This window comes from Caulobacter endophyticus (assembly GCF_029543245.1).
Taxonomy (GTDB): domain Bacteria; phylum Pseudomonadota; class Alphaproteobacteria; order Caulobacterales; family Caulobacteraceae; genus Caulobacter; species Caulobacter endophyticus_A.
The window spans coordinates 120,844-139,986 of sequence record NZ_JARQWV010000005.1 but is presented as its reverse complement, the minus strand read 5'-3'; the positions used below and the strand labels follow the sequence as shown (position 1 = coordinate 139,986).

Genomic DNA, 19,143 nt, shown 5'->3' with positions numbered 1-19,143 from the left:
AGCATATCCGGGGACGGACGAGCCATGGACGACGCGGCCGGGGGCCTGCAGGCGACGATGAGAGCGATGGGCCAGGCGGCCCGCGAAGGCGCGCGCGCGCTTCGCCTCGCCACGCCAGCCCAGCGCACCGCCGCCCTCGTCGCCATCGCCGCCGCCATCCGCGCCGAGGCCCCGGCCATCCTGGCCGCCAACGCCCGCGACCTGGAGAAGGCCGGCGCCAACGGCCTGACGCCGCCGATGATCGAACGGCTGATGCTGAACGAAGCCCGCCTTGAAGGCGTGGCCGCCGGCGTCGAGGCCGTGGCCGCCATTCCCGATCCCCTGGGCATCGAGACCTCCCGCTGGACCCGGCCCAACGGCCTGGACATCGCCCGCGTGCGCACGCCGATCGGCGTCATCGCCATGATCTACGAGAGCCGGCCCAACGTGACGGCCGACGCCGCGGCCCTGACCCTGCGGTCTGGCAACGCGGTGATCCTGCGCGGCGGCTCGGAGTGCATCGAGTCCAACCTCGCCATCCACGCCGCCGTGCTGAAGGGCCTGGCGGCCGCCGGCCTGCCTGCGAACGTGGTGCAGATGGTTCGCACCACCGACCGCGCCGCCGTCGGCGCCATCCTGTCGGGCCTGGACCGGTCGATCGACCTGATCATCCCGCGTGGCGGCAAGAGCCTAGTCGCCCGCGTGCAGGCCGAGGCCCGCGCTCCGGTGCTGGGCCATCTGGAAGGCCTCAACCACGTCTTCGTGCACGCGGCCGCCGACCTGAAGAAGGCCGCCGACATCGTGCTGAACGCCAAGATGCGCCGCGTGTCGGTGTGCGGCTCGGCCGAGACCCTGCTGATCGACGCCGCCGCGGCCGGCAAGCTGCTGCCGCCGATCGCCGACGCACTGATCAAGGCCGGCTGCGAGATCCGCGGCGACGCGGCCGCCCGCGCCATCGAGCCCGAGCTCAAGGCCGCCACGGTCGAGGACTGGACCACCGAGTACCTGGCCCCGATCATCGCCGTGGCCGTGGTCGACGGCGTCGAGGGCGCGGCGGCTCACATCGCCACCTATGGCTCTGGCCACACCGACGCCATCGTCACCGAGGACGCGGCGACCGCCGAGGCGTTCATCGCCAAGGTCGACAGCGCCATCGTGCTGGTCAACGCCTCCACCCAGTTCGCCGACGGCGGCGAGTTCGGCTTCGGGGCCGAGATCGGCATCGCCACCGACAAGCTTCATGCCCGCGGCCCGGTCGGGGCCGAGCAACTGACGACGTTCAAGTATGTGGTTCGCGGGACCGGCCAGACTCGTCCCTGAAGCCGGCCGCCCCAGCGCCCATCGCCTCGGTTTCCACCTGGAGCCGGGCATGCGCGTCGGGCTGTTCGGCGGCAGCTTCAACCCGGCGCACGAGGGCCACGCCCACGTGGCCGAGACCGCCTTGCATCGCCTGAACCTCGACAAGGTGATCTGGCTGGTCTCGCCGCAGAACCCGCTGAAGTCCTCGCGCGAGACGCGGCCCCTGGCCGAGCGCATGGACGAGGCCCGCCGCTGGGCGCGGGGCTCGAGCATGATCGTCTCCGACGCCGAGACGCGGTTGGGCTCGCAATACACCATCGACACCCTACGGGTGCTGAAGGCCCGCTTCCCGGGCGTGAAATTCGTCTGGGTGATGGGCGCCGACAGCCTGGCCACCTTCCACCGCTGGCGCGGCTGGACCCAGATCATGCGCGAGGTCCCCGTCGCGGTGATCTCGCGGCCGTGGGCGGCGCTGAAGGCCCGCACCTCGCCGGCGGCCCGCCGCTTCGCCTTCGCCCGCCGCCCGGCCAGCGCCGCGGCGACCATCGCCGACGCCGACGTCCCGGCCTGGGTCTACCTCACCGGCCCGCTGAACTTCGCCTCGTCCACGGCCCTGCGGGCGCGCCAGACCAAGGGCTAGTTAGGCGCGATCGGCCCGGTCCACAGGGTGGCGACGTCGTCCTGCGCCGAAATCATGATCATCCAGCCGGTCCGCCCGGCCATCTCGCCGTTGAGGGTCAGTTCGCCGCCGCGCTCGCCCCAAATGCTGCGCAGGTCCTGGATCCGTATCTTCGAAAGGTCGCAGCCGGGCTGAACGCAGCTGAACCGCCAGCGCTCGGGCGCGGCCAGCAACGCCTCCAGTCGGCGGACGCCGTCGCGAGCCACGATGTCGGACGAGGCCTTGAACGGCGGCCAGGCGGCGCCGGCGCAATCCGAACGCCCCGGCGCGACCAGCCGATAGTGCTCGACGACCGTCAGCCGGTCGACGACGGACGGCGGATCGATGACGCGAGCCGTCGTCGTGGCCGACAGGGGCGAGAACCGGAAGGTCAGGACCTGCTGACGGCACACGCGGTCGGCGACCGGGCGCAGCGCCAGAGGGGTCTCGACCGTGCTCAGCGCATAGCTGTCGGGCAGGGTGTCGATGATCGTGGCCCGCGGCTCCGTCTCGAGGGACGAGGCGAAGGCGCGGGCGATGACCTGCTCAGGCGGCAGGGCGCGCAGTTCCTTCAGGGTCAGGGGCGGCTCGGCCGCCAGGGTCGGCGGCGCGGCCAGGACAAGAAGGAACGCGGTGAGAACTGACTGACGCAGGTGCGCGAGCAGACTGGCTTCGTACTTCATCAACGCTCCCTCGAACCCGGCCTCAAGCTCTAGCGCGCCGCGAGCCCCGAGGCCAGGAATCCCCGCCCGACGGCCCTGCGACCACGACCCCCCTCACCTTTCGAGTCTTTCCGTGCTATGAGGGGCTTTGCGCGAAGCCAATAAGGAGCATTCCGCTGCGTAGCGACCCCGCGCCGACGGCGCACGAGGGAACGGCCAATGCCGAATCCTCGACTGAAAATCCGACGCTCAGTACGGACCTGAACATCAAGGCGCTGGAGCGCCTGATCCTGGACCGCCTCGACGACGACAAGGCCCAGGACATCGTCCACATCGACCTGACGGACAAGAGCTCCGTGGCCGACAGCCTGATCGTGGCTTCGGGCCGCTCGCATCGTCACGTCGGCGCTCTCGCCGACCACGTGCTGCGCGCGCTGAAGGACCATGGCCTGGGCAAGGCCCGGGTCGAAGGCCTGCCGCACTGCGACTGGGTGCTGATCGACGCCGGCGACGTCGTCGTTCACCTGTTCCGCCCCGAAGTGCGCAGCTTCTACAACATCGAGAAGATCTGGGCCGTCGACGCCCCGCACCGGATGCCGGCCGCGTCGTCGAACTGACGGCGCCAAGCGACCTCGCCCTTCGACAAGCTCAGGGTGAGGTCTAAGGCCATGCTCTTGAAACCCTCATCCTGAGCCCGTCGAAGGACGAGGGTTTCAACGCACCTTTCCCAGAATGAAGATCACCATCCTCACCGTCGGGAAGCTCGGCCGCATGGTCGAGGCGCAGTTGGCGCTGGACTACGCGTCCCGCGCCACCGCGTCCGGCCGCGCCCTGGCGCTGGGTCCCGTCGAGATCCTCGAGGTCGAGGCCCGCAAGCCCGGCAAGGCCGCCGAGGCCGAGGTGCTGCGCCCGCACCTGGAGGGCGCCTACGTGATCGCCTGCGACGAACACGGCAAGGTCCACACCTCGCGCGCCTTCGCCGGACGGCTGGAGCGGCTGCGCGACGACGGCCAGCGCAGGATCGTGTTCCTGATCGGCGGCGCCGACGGGCTGGATCCGTCGATCCTGGCGCAGGCCAACGAACTGCTGGCCTTCGGCCCCCAGACCTGGCCCCATGCCCTGGCCCGCGCCATGCTGGCCGAACAGATCTACCGCGCCGCCACCATCCTGGGCGGCTCGCCCTATCACCGGGATTGAACGGGCGGGAACGAGGACGCGCTCCCTCTCCCATAGGGAGAGGGCCGGGGTGAGGGGTTACGGCGCCCGACGGAGAGCCGGCACGTCGTCAAACCTCGTAACCCCTCACCCTCCCACCGCTGCGCGGCGGGCCCCTCCCTCTCCCTCTGGGAGAGGGGCTTGCTTGTTGCGCCCTTTGAAACCGCCGCATGCTCAGGCAGATAGGGATTCGATGCTCCGCCGCCCCGCGATCCTCGCCGTCAGCGCCTGCGCCCTGCTTCTGGTTGGAGCCGGGGCCGTCGTCGCGCAGCAGGTCGGCGACCAGCGCACCCGCGACCTGCAACAGGCCGCCGACACCCGCCGCGAGATCGAGGACCTGCGGGCCGAGCTTTCCCGGCTGAACCAGCAGCAGGTCTCGGCCGGGGCCGATGTCGACGTCAAGCGCGCCCGGCTGGAGACCCTGCATCGGCGGGAGTCGGCGCTGGTCGGCGAACTGGGCCGCGACCGGGGCCAGCTGGCCCGGCTGCTCAGCGCCCTGCAGCTTTTCCGCCGCAACCCGCCGCCGGCCCTGCTGGTCAATCCCGGCGACGCGCGCGACGCGGTGCGGGCGGCGATCCTGATCCGGGCCATGACCCCCGACCTGCAGGCCCGCGCCGACGCCTACGCCCGCCAGGCCCGCGCCGTCGGGGCCCTGCGCCGCGAGGCCGCCGCGGCTTCCGAGCAGTTGTTCACCGCCGAGAGCGCCATGGCCGACCGCCGCGGCGAGCTGGAGCGGATGATCGTCGAGAAGACCCAGCTGGAGCGCGCCTACGCCCAGGACGCCATCGCCGCCGACCAGGAACGCCAGACCCTGGGCGCCCTGACCGACGGCCTGGCGACCGGCGGCGCCACCGGCCCGCTGGCGCTGCGGGTTCCGGCGCCCGGCGAGGTGGTCCGCCGCTGGGGCGACGCCCTGCCCGTCGGCGGCAAGGCAGAGGGCCTGTCGATCCGCACCATCAAGGGTCAGAGCGTCGGCAGCCCCGCGGCCGGCGTGGTCGAGTACGCCGGTCCGCTGAACGGCTGGGACATGGTGGTGATCGTCCGCGCCCAGGGCGCCTACCACCTGGTCATGGCCGGCATGGCCGACGTTTCGGTGGCGCCCGGACAATCAGTCGCAGCCGGCGCCAGCCTCGGACGCATGACGGACCGTGGACCTTTGGAGCCGGAGCTCTATCTTGAAGTGCGTGAGAACGGCGTTCCGGCCGATCCGGGGCGCTGGCTGAAGCAGGAGTCGCGGTAGACGACTTTTTCAGCAATGATGGGCGTTCATCATGACGCGGCCCGCGTCGGGGATGGACGGGGCCGGAGTATAGGCGGCGGCGTTCGCGCCGCTTGAGTATCGAACGCGGCGTCCGCGCCGCCAGGGAGCCATTCTGGCCTTATGCGCAAGTACCTGCTCATCGGTGTTTCGGCCTTTGTCCTCGGCGCGGGGACCATGGCCTATGTCAGCCCCATCGCCCAAGCGACCATCCCCTCGCAGAAGGCCAAGACCTACAAGCTGCTCGAACTGTTCGGCGACGTGCTCGCCACGGTGGAAGACCAGTATGTCACCGAGGTCGACGACAAGAAGCTGATCGAGGCCGCCCTCGACGGCATGCTGACCAGCCTCGACCCGCACTCGGGCTATCTGTCGCCCGACAGCTTCGAGGACATGCAGGACACCACCCGCGGCGAATACGGCGGCCTCGGTATCGAGGTCACCAGCGAGGAAGGCGTGGTCAAGGTCATCTCGCCGATGGACGGCACGCCCGCCGCCCGGGCCGGCGTCCAGGCCGGCGACTACATCACCGCCGTCAACGGCCAGTCGGTGCTGGGCCTGACGGTCAACGAGGCCGTCAAGCAGATGCGCGGCCCGGCCGGCGAGACGGTGGCCATCACCATCGCCCGCGAGAAGTCCGACCCGATCGAACTGAAGCTGGTGCGCGAGGTCATCAAGCCCAAGGCCGCCATCGCCCGCATGGAAGGCGACTACGGCTATGTGCGCCTGCCCGGCTTCAACGAGAAGTCCACTGACGCCCTGGCCGCGTCCATCAAGGACCTGCAGGCCAAGAATCCGCAGATGAAGGGCCTGGTCTTCGACCTGCGCAACAATCCGGGCGGCCTGCTCGACCAGGCGCGCGGGGTCGCCGACCTGTTCCTGGAAGGCGGCGAGGTCGTCAGCCAGCGCGGCCGCAATCCGCGCGACATCCAGCGCCTGAACGCCACCCCGGGCGATATCCTGAACGGCCTGCCGATGGTGGTGCTGATCAACCAGGGCTCGGCCTCGGCGGCCGAAATCGTCGCCGGCGCCTTGCAGGACCGTCACCGGGCGGAACTGGTGGGCATCACCAGCTTCGGCAAGGGCTCGGTGCAGACCGTGATCCCGCTGCGCGGCGGCGCCGACGGCGCGCTGAAGCTGACCACGGCCCGCTACTTCACCCCGTCGGGCCGCTCGATCCAGAAGACCGGCATCGAGCCCGACCTGGAAGTGGCCCAGACCAAGGACCAGGCCCAGGACATCGCCAACCGCGTGTGGTTCAGCGAGGCCAGCTTCAAGAACGCGCTCAACGCCGACGAGGGCAAGACCCGCAAGGGCGCCCACGTCCCAGCCGAGGCGCCGCCGGCCGGCTTCGACGAGAAGAAGGACGACTTCCAGCTGTCGCGGGCCCTGGCCGTGCTGAAGGCCGGTTCGGTCGAGGCCGTGCCGAAGCTGCCCAAGCCGCAGCCCAAGATCGCCGAGGTCACCGCCAAGGCCGCGGCCGTCGGCGGTGGAAAGCCCCCGGTCGAGAAGAAGTAGGGCTTTCGAGCTCAGAGGAACGAGCCGCCCGTCGAAAGATGGGCGGCTTTTTCTTTGGGACCTCTCCCGCTTCCCTCAAACCTCTCCCAGCGGGAGAGGGTAGCTTCAGCCCATCCCCAGCGCCGCGATCACCACCACGGCCAGGCCGATGGCGAGCCCCACGCCCGCCCGCAGCACGGCGGCGAGACACACGGCGCGTTCCTGCGCGTCGGCGGGATCGGCGAAACGGGCGAACTCGGTCAGGCTCATGGCGAGGTCTCCTCACGAGAAGTTTGCGCCCGAGGATCGGCCGGCGGGAAGGCCTCGCCACCGCTTTTGCGCGCAACCCCGCCTGTCGGTCATTTCCGCGCCGCGCTTCGCTGAGAAAAGCAGCGGATCGCCATTTCGCCGCAGCCTTCGGCGAACCCTGTTAACCATATCTTGGAAGCTTGCCCGCTAAGCCCATCCCATGGCCGCCGTGTTTTCCCGCAAGCCCGCCTATGCCGCCGCCGCGCCCGAACCCGCCGATGGCGGCGACCTGCGCGCGCGCCTGCTGGCGGCCGCGGCTAATCCCTATATCGGCGCCAGCGCCGCGGCCTTCCTGTTCCTGCTGAGCCTGGCGGTCCTGGTGCTGGTCACGGGCGACCCCAAGGCCGGCGCCCCGACCATCCGCCTGTCGCTGTCGGAGATCGGCGCCACCAAGGGCGCGCCCGACGGCTGGCGCGAAGCCCTGGGCGCCGAAGGCGCCGACGAAGCCCCGCTGCTGCCCGGCCAGATGGACCTGTCCACCCAGCCCTTCGCCCGCCAGGCGTCGACCGAAGAGACCGCCGAAGCCTTCACCGACCTAGCCGCCGCGCCCGTTCCCTCGGGCGGCGCCCTGCCCCAGGCCCCGCTGGCCGGCCTGTCGGCGCCCGGCCCCGGCGGCGGACCGCTGCCGGTGATCGCGCCCGACGGCCGCACGGTCGCCGAGGCCTATGCCCGCCCGTTCACGCCCGACGGCCGCCCGCGCGTGGCCCTGGTGATCGGGGGCCTGGGCCTCAACGCCCAGACTACCCGCGCCGCCATCGAGACCCTGCCGCCCGAGATCACCCTGTCGTTCGCCCCCTATGCCGAAGGGCTGCAGGGCTGGATCGATCTCGCCCGCTCGCACGGCCACGAAGTGCTGCTCGAAACGCCGATGGAGCCCAACGACTATCCGGCCAACGATCCGGGCCCCTACACCCTGATCGCCGCCAACCGCCCCGACGAGACGGTGCGCAAGCTGGAATGGCTGATGTCGCGGGCCACGGGCTATTTCGGCCTGACCAACTATCTGGGCTCGAAGTTCCTCGATTCCGACCCGGCCATGGCCACCTTCACCACGGCCCTGAAAGCCCGGGGCCTGGCCTTCATCGACGACGGCGCGGCCGCCCGCCGTGGCGGCCCGATCCCCCGCGCCTCGGCCGAGCGCGGCATCGACGACGACCTGTCGGCCGAGGCCATCGAAGGCCAGTTGCGGGCCCTGGAATCCGGCGCCAGCGCGCGCGGCCAGTCGCTGGGCGTCGGCTTCGCCTATCCGGTGACCATCAGCCAGGTGCGCAACTGGGCCGGCGGCCTAAATGCGCGGGGCGTGCAACTGGCGCCGGCTTCGGCTATCGCCAAGCGATGACCGCCGAAAACGACCTCTCGCTCTACCGCCCGAACGTGGGCGTCGCCCTCTTCCACCCCACCGACGGCCGCGTCTGGCTGGGCATGCGCCACAAGCAGGAGCCGCCCTACAACTGGCAGCTGCCGCAGGGCGGTGTCGACGAGGGCGAGGACCTGGAAACCGCCGCCCGCCGCGAGCTCTACGAAGAGACCGGCGTGAAGTCGGCAGAGCTTCTGGGCCGCACCGAAGGCTGGCTGACCTACGACTATCCGGCCGACTTCATGGGCTCCAAGCGCGCGCGAGGCTATCTGGGCCAGAAGCAGGTCTGGTTCGCCTTCCGCTTCACCGGCGAGGAAAGCGAGATCGATCTGGCAGCCCACGGCGACATCGAGTTCGACGCCTGGCGCTGGGGCGCTCTCGACGAAACGCCCGAACTGATCGTACCCTTCAAGCGCGGCGTCTACGAACAGATGGTCGCCGCTTTCTCGGGGTTCGCGCGCACCGCCTGACACCGAAGGCTCGGCGCGCCATGCCTCAACGGGGTTTGGGAGGCGCGGGCTTGAGCAGAACCATCCTGATGATCCATGGCTACGGCATGACCGGCGACAGCTGGGAGCCCGTGGCCGAGACCTTCCGCAAGGCGGGCTATGCGGTCGAGACGCCGACCATCCGGCCCGCCCTGCGCACGGCCGGGCCGCCCTCGCCGGACCTGGCGGGCCTGTCGCTGGCCGACTACGTCGCCGAGCTCAGCGCCGCGGCGGCCGTCACGGCGGCCCGCGACGGGGTCAAGCCGATCGTCTTCGGCCATTCCATGGGCGGGCTGATCGCCCAGAAGCTGGCCGAGAGCGGGCTGACCTCGGGCGTCGTGCTGTTCGCGCCGGCCTCGCCGGCCGACGCACGCGGCAAGCCCAAGCTGTCGCCGATCATCACCTTCCTCAACGCCGTGCTCACCCAGGGCGGCGCGCCCAAGGCGGTGAAGATGTGGAAGACCGGCTTCAAGTTCGGCGTCGTCAACGCCGTGCCGGCCGCCCGCCACGACGCGCTCTACGCCAAGGCGGTCTACGACTCCGGCCGGGTGCTTCAGGACCTGGCCTATCCGGACCGCGATCCGTCGCGCACCGTCCACGTCGACGCCGCCAAGGTAAGCGTGCCGGTTCTGGTGCTGGCCGGGGCGAAAGACCGCACCACGCCGGTCGAGGACATGCGCCTGGTCGGCCGCAAGTACGCCGGCGCCGACTATCGCGAGTATCCCGACCACGCCCACTGGCTGATCGACGAGCCGGGCAGCGATGCGTTGCTGGCGACCGTGCAGTCGTGGCTGTCGGAAAAGGGCCTGGGCCCGGCCTCGTCGGCGCCGCCCTCCAAGGCCAAGGCCGAACCCGCACCGGTCGCGCCTCCTGCCGAGCCGCAGGCGCCCGCCGCCGAGCCGAGCGCCGTCGCCACCCCGACGGCGTCCAAGCCCCGCGCCCCGGCCAAGGCCAAGACGCCTAGCCGCGCCAAGGCCGTGGTCGCCGAACCCAGCGTCGAGGCTCCGGCCAAGCCCAAGGCCCCGCCGAAGGCCAAGGCCGCGCCCGCCGCGAAAACGCCCAAGGCGGCCGCGAAGGCGGCTCCGGCCAAGACCGCGCCCAAGCCGAAGGCCCCCTCCAAGGCCCCCTCCAAGGCCAAGGCGGCTCCCGTGACCGTTCCGGCCAAGCCCGCCAAGGCTCCGGCCAAGCCGAAGGCCGCCACAGCGGCCAAACCCGAAGCCGCGAAAGCTGCGCCAAAGGTCAAGGCCGCCCCCCCCAAGCCGGCGGCTGCCAAGATGCGCAACAACGTCAATCCGGAGCTCATGAAGGCGGCCGAGGCCCCTGGCGGCAAGCCTGCCAAGGCCAAGGCGACCGCCAAATCCAAGCCTGCGACAACGGCGCCCGCCAAAACTTCGCCACGCGGCAAGAAGAGCGTGTAGGCTCCATTGAAACGCCCGTATCAGTCACGCGGGCGAAAGTTGACCTAAGAGGCGGGCGTGAAGGCTCCGGTGATTATGGTCCACGGCGCCTTCTGCGGCGGCTGGACGTTCGACAGTTTCCGAGAGCCGTTCGAGGCCGCCGGCCACAAGGTGCTCACCCCTGACCTGCCGGGACGCGGTCCCGGCGGTTCGGTCGTCGGCCTGTCGATGAGCGACTACGCGCGCGAGATCGCCCGCCTGATCCGGTCGTGCGAGCGGCCGCCGATCCTGATCGGCCACTCCATGGGCGGCCTGGTCGCTCAGCTGGCCGCCGGCCGGGCCCCGGTCGAGCGCCTGATCCTGCTGGCCCCTTCGCCGCCCTGGGGCGTGCATGGCGCCAGCCTGGAGGAGGCGGTCTCGGCCGTCAGCCTCTATGCGCTGGGCCCCTACTGGCTGCAGGCCATCGCGCCCGACTACGGCGTGGTGCGCCGCTACAGCCTCGACCGCCTGCCGCGCGACAAGCGCCGCGCCCTCTACGCCCGCATGACCTCGGAAAGCGGCCGGGCGCTGTGGGAGACGCTGAACTGGTGGCTGGACCCGTTCATGACCACCAGCCCCGGCGCGGTGAAGGCGCCCGTGCTGGCCATCGCCGGCGGCCAGGACGTCGTCCACCCGCCCGCCACCGTCCGCCAGACCGCCGCGCGCCTGGGCGGGGTGTTCCACGAGTTCCCCGAGATGAGCCACTGGCTGCCGGGCGAGCCGGGCTGGGAGGCCGTGGCGGCGCTTTGCCTGGACTTCATCGCGGCGGAGGATCGGGCGGCGGCGTAAGGCCCAGACCCTGCCCCTGAAGGGGGAGGTGTCGGCGAAGCCGACGGAGGGGGATGTAACCTGTGAGCCAGCACCGCCTCGACGTCAGCAGAGACTTCCCCCTCCGGCCCTTCGGGCCACCTCCCCCTTCAGGGGGAGGGTCGCGAGACAACGAAAAAGGCGCGGAGGTCACCCTCCGCGCCTTTCGCATTTCAGCTCAGAGAACCTCTGACCATCACTGGGTGGTGTAGAGGATCTGGGCCTGTTCGAAGTTCTTGCCGATCGAGCTGTCGTCCAGCTTCTTGATGCGGACGTAGACGAGGCCGGCCTTGCCGCCGGCGGCGTTGTTGTCCCAGGTCACGGTCAGGCGCTTGACGTCGGTGACCAGCTGGTCGTTGCGGATCAGCTTCAGTTGCGGGCTGTTCTCCCAGGTCGCCCAGTCGTGCAGGGCGGTGGCCAGGTGCTGGGCCTGGTCCGGGCCCTGGGCGTGCTGGACGTTCAGGGTGCAGACGTTCTTGTTCGAACCCGGGTTGTCGAGGACGATCTGGTAGGGCTTGCCCAGATCCAGGGTCCACAGGTCGCGCTTCTTCTTGAAGCCCGCGGCCTTGGCCAGGGCGGGGAAGTCGCCGCCGACGACGGACGGCTTGCAGACGGTGTCGAGGACGCTGAGGATCTTCACCGAGACCGGGTCGGTCGGCGGCGGCGGACGCACCGCTTCCGGAGCGGCCGCGGCGGCGGCGGCTTCCGGGGTGCCGGCGGCGGGCGCCGGGACGACGGGCGTGGCTTGATCGGCAGGCGCGGCCTGATCAACGGGCGCGGCGGCCGGGGCGGGAGCCGGGGCGGCGGCGGGAGCGGGTTGCTCCTGGGCGACGGCGGTCGAAACGACGCCGAGGGCGATCAGGCTGGCGAGCGCAAGGCGCATAGGTCGGATATCCCCTAGAGACTTGGAGGTCGGCATTAAAACCGACGAGCGTTCCCTCGCAACCCTTATGGTGGCCGATTACGGCGGGGATGGGGTCACAAACGTAATTTTTTATCGCTCTCCCTGAAGGGGGAGCTGTCGCGAAGCGACTGAGGGGGAAGCTGAGGACGAAATCGGCAGCCTCGCCGGCAGCTGAAAACGCCCCCCTCCGGCCCTTCGGGCCACCTCCCCCAGAGGGGGAGGATCTTCGGAAACGAAAAACGCCCCCGCTGTTTCCAGCGAGGGCGCTTTCGAAGTCTTCCGGAAGAAGCGGCTCTTACGAGGCCACTTCCACCGCGTGCTCGGCCAGGATCGTGAAGCCATCCGGACCCACGTCGGCGAAACCGCCCTGGATGTCGAACAGCTTGACGGTCGAGCCATCGCGCACCGTCACCCGACCCTCGCGCAGCGTGGTCATGAACGGGGCGTGGTTCGGCAGCACGCCGAAATCGCCTTCCGTGCCCGGCGCGTCGACCTGGTCGACATCGGCCGAGAACAGTTCGCGCTCGGGCGCGACGAGGGAGAAGTGCAGCTTGGCCATCAGTCGTAGGTCTCCACGGCGCCCAGGGCCGCTTCGATGTCTTCGTCGGTCTGGATCTCGGTGCCGCAGAACGGACAGAAGCGGATGGTGGTCAGGACAGCGCCCGTCTCACCATCGACTTCCCGTTGACCCAGGTTCAACAGGATCAGGCCGCTGTCGTGCTCGATGAGGGAGGCCTCGGCGTCCGAAGACACCGCGTCCTCCAGCTCGTCGCAGCAGAAGTGGGCCAGATCGCCGTCTTCTTCGCTCATCAGGCTTCCGCCGCCATCTTTTCGGCCTTGGCCACGGCTTCCTCGATCGGGCCGACCATGTAGAAGGCGCCTTCCGGCAGGTGGTCGTATTCACCGTCCACGATGCCCTTGAACGAGCGGATCGTGTCCTTCAGCTGGACGAAGGCGCCCGGCGTGTTGGTGAACTGCTCGGCCACGTGGAACGGCTGCGACAGGAAGCGGCTGATCTTACGGGCGCGGGCGACCGTCAGCTTGTCCTCTTCCGACAGTTCGTCCATGCCCAGGATGGCGATGATGTCCTTCAGGGCCTTGTACTGCTGGAGCACTTCCTGGACGCGGCGAGCGACCGTGTAGTGCTCTTCGCCGATGACCAGCGGGTCCATGATCCGCGAGGTCGAGTCCAGCGGGTCGACGGCCGGGAAGATGGCCTGGGCGGCGATGTCGCGCGACAGAACGGTGGTGGCGTCCAGGTGGGCGAACGAAGCGGCCGGGGCCGGGTCGGTCAGGTCGTCGGCGGGAACGTAGATGGCCTGGACCGAGGTGATCGAACCCTTGTTGGTCGAGGTGATGCGCTCCTGCAGGTTGCCCATCTCGGTGGCCAGGGTGGGCTGGTAGCCCACGGCCGAGGGGATGCGGCCCAGCAGAGCCGACACTTCGGCGCCGGCTTGGGTGAAGCGGAAGATGTTGTCGACGAACAGCAGCACGTCCTTGCCTTCTTCGTCGCGGAAGTATTCCGCGATCGACAGGCCGGTCAGGGCGACGCGGGCGCGGGCGCCCGGGGGTTCGTTCATCTGGCCGTAGACGAGGGCGCAGCGCGAGCCTTCGGTCGAGCCGTTGTTGGCCTTCGGGTCGACGTTGACGTTCGACTCGATCATCTCGTGATAGAGGTCGTTGCCTTCGCGGGTGCGTTCGCCCACGCCGGCCAGAACCGAGTAACCGCCGTAAGCCTTGGCGATGTTGTTGATCAGTTCCTGCATCGTCACGGTCTTGCCGACGCCGGCGCCGCCGAACAGGCCGATCTTGCCGCCCTTGGTGTAGGGGCACATCAGGTCGATGACCTTGATGCCGGTGACCAGCACTTCAGCGGTGTTGGTCTGCTCGGCGAAGGTCGGGGCGTCGCGGTGGATCGGGCGCGACAGGTCCGACTGGATCGGGCCCTGTTCGTCGATCGGCTCGCCGATGACGTTCATGATGCGGCCCAGGGTGCCCGGACCGACCGGAACGCGGATGGCTTCGCCGGTGTCGCGCACGGCTTGGCCGCGGACCAGACCTTCGGTGGCGTCCATGGCGATGGCGCGGACGGTGTTCTGGCCCAGGTGCTGGGCGACTTCGAACACCAGGCGCTGGCCGGTGGCGATGTTGGTGGTCTCGACGGCGTTCAGGATCGCCGGCAGGGCGCCGGTGAACTCGATGTCGACGACGGCGCCGATGATCTGCACCAGCTTGCCGGTGGCTTCACCGGCGACCGGAGCGGCGGCCTTGGGAGCGGCGGCGGCCTTCGGGGCGGCCGGCTTCTTGGCGGCCGGAGCCTTGGGAGCAGCAGCAGCGGCCGGAGCGGCGGCGGCCTTCGTGGCGGCGGGCTTCTTGGCGGCGGCCGGCTTTTCGGCGGCGGCTTCGGGAGCCTTAGCAGGGGTCTTGGCCATGGCGTGCGGGTCTTTCGTGCGTCTCTGCGTGCGTTTTTGGCGTTAGGCTAGATCAGACGGCTTCGGCGCCGGAGATGATCTCGATCAGCTCCTTGGTGATCTGGGCCTGGCGGGAACGGTTGTACTCGAGGGTGTAGCGCTTGATCATGTCGCCCGCGTTCCGCGTGGCGTTGTCCATCGCCGTCATCTGGCTGGCGTAGAAGCCGGCCATGTTGTCGAGCAGGGCCGACAGGATCTGGACCGTCAGGTTGCGCGGCAGCAGGGTCTCGAGGATGGCCTCTTCCGAGGGCTCGTACTCGTAGACCGCGGCCGGACCCGACGCGACTTCGGCGCCGCCCTCGACAACCGCCGGGATCAGCTGCAGCGCGGTCGGAACCTGCTGCACCACCGACTTGAAGCGGCTGTAGAACAGGGTGACCACGTCGATGTCGCCGGCTTCGTAAAGCTTGGTGACGACGTCGGCGATCGGCTGGGCGACCGACAGGGTGATCTGGCGGTAGGCCGACAGGTCGAAGTTATCCACCACCTTGTCGCCGTAGGGGCGCTTCAGCTGGGCGGTCACCTTCTTGCCGACGCAGACGATCTTCACGTCCTTGCCCTGGGCGATCAGCCCGTCGATGTGGGCGCGGGCCGCGCGCACGATCGACGAGGTGAAGCCGCCGGCGAGACCACGGTCGGCCGCGGCCACCACCACCAGGTGACGGTCGTCGCGGCCGGTGCCGGCCAGCAGCGCCGGAGCGCCGTCGCCCGACACGCCGGTCGCGAGGTTGGCGATGACGCTGGCCAGACGCCGAGCGTACGGACGGGCGGCTTCCGCCGCGTCCTGGCTCCGGCGCAGCTTGGCAGCCGCCACCATCTGCATCGCTTTCGTGATCTTTTGCGTCGCTTTGACGCTCGAGATCCGATTGCGCATTTCCTTCAAGCTGGCCATTCGGCGCTACTCTCTCCGAGCGGTTCCGAGGGGGCTTAGGCGAAGGTCGACGAGAAGCTGTCGAGCGCGCTCTTCAGCGACGCTTCCAGGTCCTTGTCGAGGGCCTTCTTGGTGGCGATGCCGGTCAGCAGGTCCTGATGGGCGCTGTGCAGGCGGGCCAGGAACTCGGTCTCGAAGCGACGCACCGACGAGGTCGGGATCTTGTCGAGATAGCCGCGGGTGCCGGCGTAGATCACGCAGACCTGCTCTTCGACCGACAGCGGCGCGTATTGCGGCTGCTTCAGCAGCTCGGTCAGGCGCTCGCCGCGAGCCAGCATCTTCTGGGTCGAGGCGTCGAGGTCCGAACCGAACTTCGCGAAGGCGGCCATTTCACGATACTGGGCCAGCTCGCCCTTAATCGGACCGGCGACCTGCTTCATGGCCTTGATCTGGGCCGACGAACCGACGCGCGACACCGAGATGCCGACGTTCACGGCCGGACGGATGCCTTGGTAGAACAGGTCGGTTTCCAGGAAGATCTGGCCGTCGGTGATCGAGATCACGTTGGTCGGGATGTAGGCCGACACGTCGTTGGCCTGGGTTTCGATGATCGGCAGAGCCGTCAGCGAGCCCGAACCGTTGTCTTCGTTCAGCTTCGCGGCGCGTTCCAGCAGGCGCGAGTGCAGGTAGAACACGTCGCCCGGATAGGCTTCGCGGCCCGGCGGGCGGCGCAGCAGCAGCGACATCTGACGGTAGGCGACGGCCTGCTTGGACAGGTCGTCATAGATGATCAGGCCGTGCAGGCCGTTGTCGCGGAACCACTCGCCCATGGCGCAGCCGGCGAACGGGGCCAGGTATTGCAGCGGGGCCGGCTCCGAGGCCGAGGCCACGACGACGGTCGTGTATTCCAGGGCGCCTTGCTCTTCCAGGGTCTTGACGATCTGGGCGACGGTCGAGCGCTTCTGGCCGATGGCGACGTAGACGCAGTAGAGCTTGGCGCTCTCGTCCTTGCCGGCGTTGGCGGCCTTCTGGTTCAGGATGGTGTCGATGGCGACGGCGGTCTTGCCGGTCTGACGGTCACCGATGATCAGCTCGCGCTGGCCGCGGCCGACCGGGATCAGGGTGTCGATCGACTTCAGGCCGGTCTGCACGGGCTCGTGCACCGACTTGCGCGGGATGATGCCCGGGGCCTTCACGTCGACGCGGCGACGCTCGGTGTACTGGATCGGGCCCTTGCCGTCGATCGGCTCGCCCAGCGGGTTGACGACGCGGCCCAGCAGGCCCTTGCCGACCGGCACGTCGACGATCTCGCCGAGGCGGCGGACTTCGTCGCCTTCCTTGATCTCGGCGTCGGCGCCGAAGATCACGGCGCCGACATTGTCGCGCTCGAGGTTCAGGGCCATGCCCTTCACGCCGGCCTTCGGGAATTCGACCATTTCACCGGCTTGGACGTTGTCCAGGCCGTAGATGCGGGCGATACCGTCGCCGACCGACAGGACCTGACCGACGTCCGAAACGGCGGCTTCCTCGCCGAAGTTGGCGATCTGCGACTTGAGGATGGCCGAGATTTCGGCGGCGCGGATATCCATGGCTGGGTCGGGCTCTTTCTTGAGGCTCTCTGCGTACGTACGTTTTTGCGCGGTTATACGCTTAGGCGCGCTTGAGGGCGAATTTCAGGGAATCGAGCTTCGAGCGAACCGAAGCGTCGAACAGTCGGGAACCGACGCGCACCTTGACGCCGCCCAGGATGGACGGGTCGACGCGGGTCGAGATTTCGGGGGTCTGGCCGAGCGCGCTCGACACGGCGGCCGTGACGGCCTTCAGCTGGGCGGCGCTCAGCGGAGCGGCCGAGGTGACCTCGGCGGCGACCACGCCGCGGTGCTTGGCCGACAGGGCCACGAAGGCGTTGATCGCGCCGACCAGCTCGGCCGCACGGCCGTTGGTGGCGATCAGGCCCAGGAACTTGGCGGTCAGGATGTCGAAACCGGCCTTCACGGCGACGGCGGTCAGGCCCTTGGCCTTGTCCTCGGCCGAGAACGCGGGCGAGTCGATCAGACGGCGCAGGTCGGCGCTTTCGGCGACCAGACCCTTGAGGGTCTTCAGGTCGCTCTCGACCTTCGCCAGGTTGCCGCCTTCGATCGTCAGTTCGAACAGGGACTGCGCGTAACGCTGACCCGCATCCGTCGCCTTGGTTTCTTCCGCCACTTGTTCCGCCCGGTGTGCGTTGCAATCGCCGCGGAAAAGAAGCTGCCCCCTCTTCCCGGCTTAAAGACTTGATCGCGCTTGAGAAAAGCGCACGGGCGGCCCGCGCATTCACGCTGCCCTTCCCGAAGCCCGGCGCCTGATAACACGGGGTGTTCGCAGTCGCAACCAAGCCGAGGTGATCGTGTTCGGCCAAGTTCGCGAAAAAATGTGTTTATCCGTCAGACGTTGACGCGGCGGAACACGCCCGAGGCCGCGCCGGCCAGGATCCCGTCGGCGGTGCGCGCCTCGGCCTGGGCGAACACCAGGCTGCGCGTGGCCCGTTCGATCCAGCCGCGGGCGGAAAGATCCGCCTCAGCGTCGGCCCCGGCGTAATCGATGGTCAGCGACACCGGCGCCGTGTCGGCGCCCGCGGCCTGGCGCAAGGCGTCTTCGAGCTGGAGGGTCAGCGGCTGGGTCATGGCGTCGATCTAATCCTTGCGCGGACGAAGACGTAAAGGCGGAACCAAGAAAAAGGGCGGCGGAAGCGCTCCGCCGCCCTGTCAGGCGAATGGTCGAGGAAACAGCCAGAGAAGAGAAAGCCTCTGGGTACGCCTTACTAGGAATGAGAGATCAGGCGGCCTTGGCCGAGGCGTTGCAGCGCTCCAGCTCTTCGGCGGCCAGGGCCTTGGCGTCGCCGCCGAAGGCCGAGACCCGGCCGGCCTCTTTCGCCAGCGCCTTGCACGAGGCGACGCTGAGGGCCCGCGACGGGGCGGAGGTGGCGACGCAGGCCGCATCCTCGCAGACGAAGACCGCGCCGCCGGCGACGATCTTGGTCTTGGCGGAGACGGGCTTTTCCAAAGTGACCGCCAGGCGGCCATCGGCCAGGGCGGGGGCCGCGACGAACGCGGAAACGGACAGGGCGGCGACAGCCGCCAGGGCGCGGAGCTTCATGGACAAAGCCCTCCAGCTTCGGGGATGATGGAAAGATCGATGATCGCGGCGTAAGCTGTACTGGCCGCCCGGTCCCGTGGGATGTGGACGCCAGTTATCCCCACCGGCGCCGCGAAACCGAACTAAGCACTGCTTAGATATCAGCGTTCAGAAATCGCGCAAGCCGGTTTTTGTTCGCGTGCGCATATTTTATCGAAACTGAGATTTTCGGGCGGGGGCCTACGCCCTCTACAGCCCCAGGATGGAGTCGATCCGGCTTTCGGCCTTGGCGTGGATGGCGCGGTCCTGGACCATGCCTTCCATGCGGGCGTAGCGGCCGTCCTTGCCGGCCTGGCGGCGGATCCCGTCGGCGGTGACCAGCACCGGCGGCTTGCGCGCATCGGCCAGGCCGCCCAGCAGGGCGGCGAACACCGCGCCGACGGCGGCGGCCAGCACCGGCCCGGCCAGGTCGATGGCGCTTTCGCCGAAGATGGCGTGCAGCTGGCCCAGCAGGTGCTCGCGATTGACCTGTTGCGACAGGAAATGCAGCGACCAGGCCGCGATGCCCTGCACGACGCCGGCCGCGACCACGGCGACGATCACCCCCACGAGGCGGGGGCGCCAGAAGAGCCCGAGCAGGGCTCCCGTCAGGGCGAAGGCGACCATCAGGATCATGCGGCGGATCCTGAACCCCTCTGGTCAAGACGGAGTTAAGCCCCGCATGGACGCGAGTTAATCCGATGCGCGGATGACGCGAGCCGGAGACGGGGCCATATAAATGCGATCGGCGGCCGTGGGCCGCCCCACGAGGGAGCCTT

The 19,143-nt window shown here is 69.3% G+C and carries 22 protein-coding genes and 1 pseudogene; 11 read left to right on the top strand and 12 right to left on the bottom strand.

What is annotated here, in order from left to right; translation table 11 throughout:
• The first annotated feature begins 24 nt into the window (after window positions 1-24).
• Together P7A99_RS06580 and P7A99_RS06575 are read left to right on the top strand one after the other, a co-directional pair.
• Complete coding sequence (locus P7A99_RS06580; RefSeq protein WP_277793115.1) at window positions 25-1,299, top strand: glutamate-5-semialdehyde dehydrogenase; 1,275 nt, start codon at window positions 25-27, stop codon at window positions 1,297-1,299.
• Window positions 1,265-1,918: a nicotinate-nucleotide adenylyltransferase gene (locus tag P7A99_RS06575; RefSeq protein WP_277793114.1), complete on the top strand. Its 654-nt coding sequence runs from the start codon at window positions 1,265-1,267 to the stop codon at window positions 1,916-1,918. The genes P7A99_RS06580 and P7A99_RS06575 overlap by 35 nt, the downstream gene beginning before the upstream one ends.
• Here the strand turns inward: P7A99_RS06575 and P7A99_RS06570 are convergent.
• Entirely contained in the window at window positions 1,915-2,619 is a 705-nt protein-coding gene (locus P7A99_RS06570; RefSeq protein ID WP_277793113.1) for a hypothetical protein, read from the bottom strand. The two genes, P7A99_RS06575 and P7A99_RS06570, sit on opposite strands and share 4 nt — an antisense overlap.
• A 155-nt stretch (window positions 2,620-2,774) precedes the next feature.
• Between P7A99_RS06570 and rsfS the strand changes: the two genes are divergently transcribed.
• From rsfS to P7A99_RS06545, 5 genes and pseudogenes are all read left to right on the top strand, one after another.
• Window positions 2,775-3,215: a ribosome silencing factor gene (gene rsfS / locus P7A99_RS06565; RefSeq protein ID WP_277793214.1), complete on the top strand. Its 441-nt coding sequence runs from the start codon at window positions 2,775-2,777 to the stop codon at window positions 3,213-3,215.
• Window positions 3,216-3,330: 115 nt separating this feature from the next.
• Window positions 3,331-3,795 (top strand): 23S rRNA (pseudouridine(1915)-N(3))-methyltransferase RlmH, encoded by a 465-nt coding sequence (gene rlmH / locus P7A99_RS06560; RefSeq protein WP_277793112.1) that lies wholly within the window; start codon window positions 3,331-3,333, stop codon window positions 3,793-3,795.
• Window positions 3,782-3,952 (top strand): annotated as a pseudogene (locus P7A99_RS06555) (hypothetical protein); the annotation flags it as partial. The gene rlmH and the pseudogene P7A99_RS06555, both read left to right, overlap by 14 nt.
• A 54-nt stretch (window positions 3,953-4,006) precedes the next feature.
• Window positions 4,007-5,053, top strand: coding sequence for a murein hydrolase activator EnvC family protein (locus tag P7A99_RS06550; protein WP_277793213.1), 1,047 nt, complete (start codon window positions 4,007-4,009; stop codon window positions 5,051-5,053).
• A gap of 141 nt (window positions 5,054-5,194) precedes the next feature.
• Complete coding sequence (locus tag P7A99_RS06545; protein WP_277793111.1) at window positions 5,195-6,589, top strand: S41 family peptidase; 1,395 nt, start codon at window positions 5,195-5,197, stop codon at window positions 6,587-6,589.
• Between the two features lie 105 nt (window positions 6,590-6,694).
• Here the strand turns inward: P7A99_RS06545 and P7A99_RS06540 are convergent, their stop codons facing one another.
• Window positions 6,695-6,838: a hypothetical protein gene (locus P7A99_RS06540; protein ID WP_277793110.1), complete on the bottom strand. Its 144-nt coding sequence runs from the start codon at window positions 6,836-6,838 to the stop codon at window positions 6,695-6,697.
• Window positions 6,839-7,037: 199 nt separating this feature from the next.
• On the opposite strand from P7A99_RS06540, the gene P7A99_RS06535 reads away from it, so the two are divergent.
• From P7A99_RS06535 to P7A99_RS06520, 4 genes are read left to right on the top strand one after another with little or no spacing between them, the layout of a single operon-like run.
• A complete protein-coding gene (locus tag P7A99_RS06535) occupies window positions 7,038-8,216 on the top strand; it encodes a divergent polysaccharide deacetylase family protein (protein WP_277793109.1) in 1,179 nt (392 codons plus the stop codon).
• Window positions 8,213-8,704: an RNA pyrophosphohydrolase gene (locus P7A99_RS06530; protein WP_277793108.1), complete on the top strand. Its 492-nt coding sequence runs from the start codon at window positions 8,213-8,215 to the stop codon at window positions 8,702-8,704. Before P7A99_RS06535 ends, P7A99_RS06530 begins: the two co-directional genes overlap by 4 nt.
• A gap of 50 nt (window positions 8,705-8,754) precedes the next feature.
• A complete protein-coding gene (locus P7A99_RS06525; protein ID WP_277793107.1) occupies window positions 8,755-10,140 on the top strand; it encodes an alpha/beta hydrolase in 1,386 nt (461 codons plus the stop codon).
• Window positions 10,141-10,197: 57 nt separating this feature from the next.
• Window positions 10,198-10,947 (top strand): alpha/beta fold hydrolase, encoded by a 750-nt coding sequence (locus P7A99_RS06520; protein WP_277793106.1) that lies wholly within the window; start codon window positions 10,198-10,200, stop codon window positions 10,945-10,947.
• 214 nt (window positions 10,948-11,161) lie between these two features.
• Here the strand turns inward: P7A99_RS06520 and P7A99_RS06515 are convergent, their stop codons facing one another.
• The 10 genes from P7A99_RS06515 to P7A99_RS06470 all read right to left on the bottom strand — a co-directional run bounded on the left by P7A99_RS06515 (window position 11,162) and on the right by P7A99_RS06470 (window position 19,000).
• The gene (locus P7A99_RS06515; RefSeq protein ID WP_277793105.1) at window positions 11,162-11,848 is read right to left on the bottom strand and encodes a hypothetical protein; all 687 of its coding nucleotides are present in this window, start codon (window positions 11,846-11,848) and stop codon (window positions 11,162-11,164) included.
• A gap of 316 nt (window positions 11,849-12,164) precedes the next feature.
• Entirely contained in the window at window positions 12,165-12,428 is a 264-nt protein-coding gene (locus P7A99_RS06510) for an ATP synthase F1 subunit epsilon (protein WP_101712786.1), read from the bottom strand.
• Window positions 12,428-12,679 (bottom strand): hypothetical protein, encoded by a 252-nt coding sequence (locus tag P7A99_RS06505; RefSeq protein ID WP_277793104.1) that lies wholly within the window; start codon window positions 12,677-12,679, stop codon window positions 12,428-12,430. The genes P7A99_RS06510 and P7A99_RS06505 overlap by 1 nt, the downstream gene beginning before the upstream one ends.
• Complete coding sequence (gene atpD, locus P7A99_RS06500; protein WP_277793103.1) at window positions 12,679-14,301, bottom strand: F0F1 ATP synthase subunit beta; 1,623 nt, start codon at window positions 14,299-14,301, stop codon at window positions 12,679-12,681. Before atpD ends, P7A99_RS06505 begins: the two co-directional genes overlap by 1 nt.
• A gap of 52 nt (window positions 14,302-14,353) precedes the next feature.
• A complete protein-coding gene (locus P7A99_RS06495; protein WP_277793102.1) occupies window positions 14,354-15,232 on the bottom strand; it encodes a F0F1 ATP synthase subunit gamma in 879 nt (292 codons plus the stop codon).
• A 35-nt stretch (window positions 15,233-15,267) separates the two neighbouring features.
• Window positions 15,268-16,800 carry a F0F1 ATP synthase subunit alpha gene (gene atpA / locus P7A99_RS06490; protein ID WP_277793101.1) on the bottom strand — a complete coding sequence of 511 codons (1,533 nt, stop codon included), beginning with the start codon at window positions 16,798-16,800 and terminating at the stop codon, window positions 15,268-15,270.
• 61 nt (window positions 16,801-16,861) lie between these two features.
• On the bottom strand, window positions 16,862-17,416 hold the full coding sequence (locus P7A99_RS06485) for a F0F1 ATP synthase subunit delta (protein WP_277793100.1): 555 nt from the start codon (window positions 17,414-17,416) through the stop codon (window positions 16,862-16,864).
• A 218-nt stretch (window positions 17,417-17,634) separates the two neighbouring features.
• The gene (locus P7A99_RS06480) at window positions 17,635-17,874 is read right to left on the bottom strand and encodes a hypothetical protein (RefSeq protein WP_277793099.1); all 240 of its coding nucleotides are present in this window, start codon (window positions 17,872-17,874) and stop codon (window positions 17,635-17,637) included.
• Window positions 17,875-18,025: 151 nt separating this feature from the next.
• On the bottom strand, window positions 18,026-18,346 hold the full coding sequence (locus P7A99_RS06475; RefSeq protein ID WP_101717012.1) for a CC_3452 family protein: 321 nt from the start codon (window positions 18,344-18,346) through the stop codon (window positions 18,026-18,028).
• A 228-nt stretch (window positions 18,347-18,574) separates the two neighbouring features.
• Entirely contained in the window at window positions 18,575-19,000 is a 426-nt protein-coding gene (locus tag P7A99_RS06470; protein ID WP_277793098.1) for a hypothetical protein, read from the bottom strand.
• Window positions 19,001-19,143 lie beyond the last annotated feature (143 nt).

Coding starts and splice junctions, on each gene's coding strand:
- P7A99_RS06580 (WP_277793115.1), top strand. CDS start 25: ATGGACGACGCGGCCGGGGGCCTGCAGGCGACGATGAGAGCGATGGGC.
- P7A99_RS06575 (WP_277793114.1), top strand. CDS start 1,265: ATGTGGTTCGCGGGACCGGCCAGACTCGTCCCTGAAGCCGGCCGCCCC.
- P7A99_RS06570 (WP_277793113.1), bottom strand. CDS start 2,619: ATGAAGTACGAAGCCAGTCTGCTCGCGCACCTGCGTCAGTCAGTTCTC.
- rlmH (WP_277793112.1), top strand. CDS start 3,331: ATGAAGATCACCATCCTCACCGTCGGGAAGCTCGGCCGCATGGTCGAG.
- P7A99_RS06550 (WP_277793213.1), top strand. CDS start 4,007: ATGCTCCGCCGCCCCGCGATCCTCGCCGTCAGCGCCTGCGCCCTGCTT.
- P7A99_RS06545 (WP_277793111.1), top strand. CDS start 5,195: ATGCGCAAGTACCTGCTCATCGGTGTTTCGGCCTTTGTCCTCGGCGCG.
- P7A99_RS06540 (WP_277793110.1), bottom strand. CDS start 6,838: ATGAGCCTGACCGAGTTCGCCCGTTTCGCCGATCCCGCCGACGCGCAG.
- P7A99_RS06535 (WP_277793109.1), top strand. CDS start 7,038: ATGGCCGCCGTGTTTTCCCGCAAGCCCGCCTATGCCGCCGCCGCGCCC.
- P7A99_RS06530 (WP_277793108.1), top strand. CDS start 8,213: ATGACCGCCGAAAACGACCTCTCGCTCTACCGCCCGAACGTGGGCGTC.
- P7A99_RS06515 (WP_277793105.1), bottom strand. CDS start 11,848: ATGCGCCTTGCGCTCGCCAGCCTGATCGCCCTCGGCGTCGTTTCGACC.
- P7A99_RS06510 (WP_101712786.1), bottom strand. CDS start 12,428: ATGGCCAAGCTGCACTTCTCCCTCGTCGCGCCCGAGCGCGAACTGTTC.
- P7A99_RS06505 (WP_277793104.1), bottom strand. CDS start 12,679: ATGAGCGAAGAAGACGGCGATCTGGCCCACTTCTGCTGCGACGAGCTG.
- atpD (WP_277793103.1), bottom strand. CDS start 14,301: ATGGCCAAGACCCCTGCTAAGGCTCCCGAAGCCGCCGCCGAAAAGCCG.
- P7A99_RS06495 (WP_277793102.1), bottom strand. CDS start 15,232: ATGGCCAGCTTGAAGGAAATGCGCAATCGGATCTCGAGCGTCAAAGCG.
- atpA (WP_277793101.1), bottom strand. CDS start 16,800: ATGGATATCCGCGCCGCCGAAATCTCGGCCATCCTCAAGTCGCAGATC.
- P7A99_RS06480 (WP_277793099.1), bottom strand. CDS start 17,874: ATGACCCAGCCGCTGACCCTCCAGCTCGAAGACGCCTTGCGCCAGGCC.
- P7A99_RS06475 (WP_101717012.1), bottom strand. CDS start 18,346: ATGAAGCTCCGCGCCCTGGCGGCTGTCGCCGCCCTGTCCGTTTCCGCG.
- P7A99_RS06470 (WP_277793098.1), bottom strand. CDS start 19,000: ATGATCCTGATGGTCGCCTTCGCCCTGACGGGAGCCCTGCTCGGGCTC.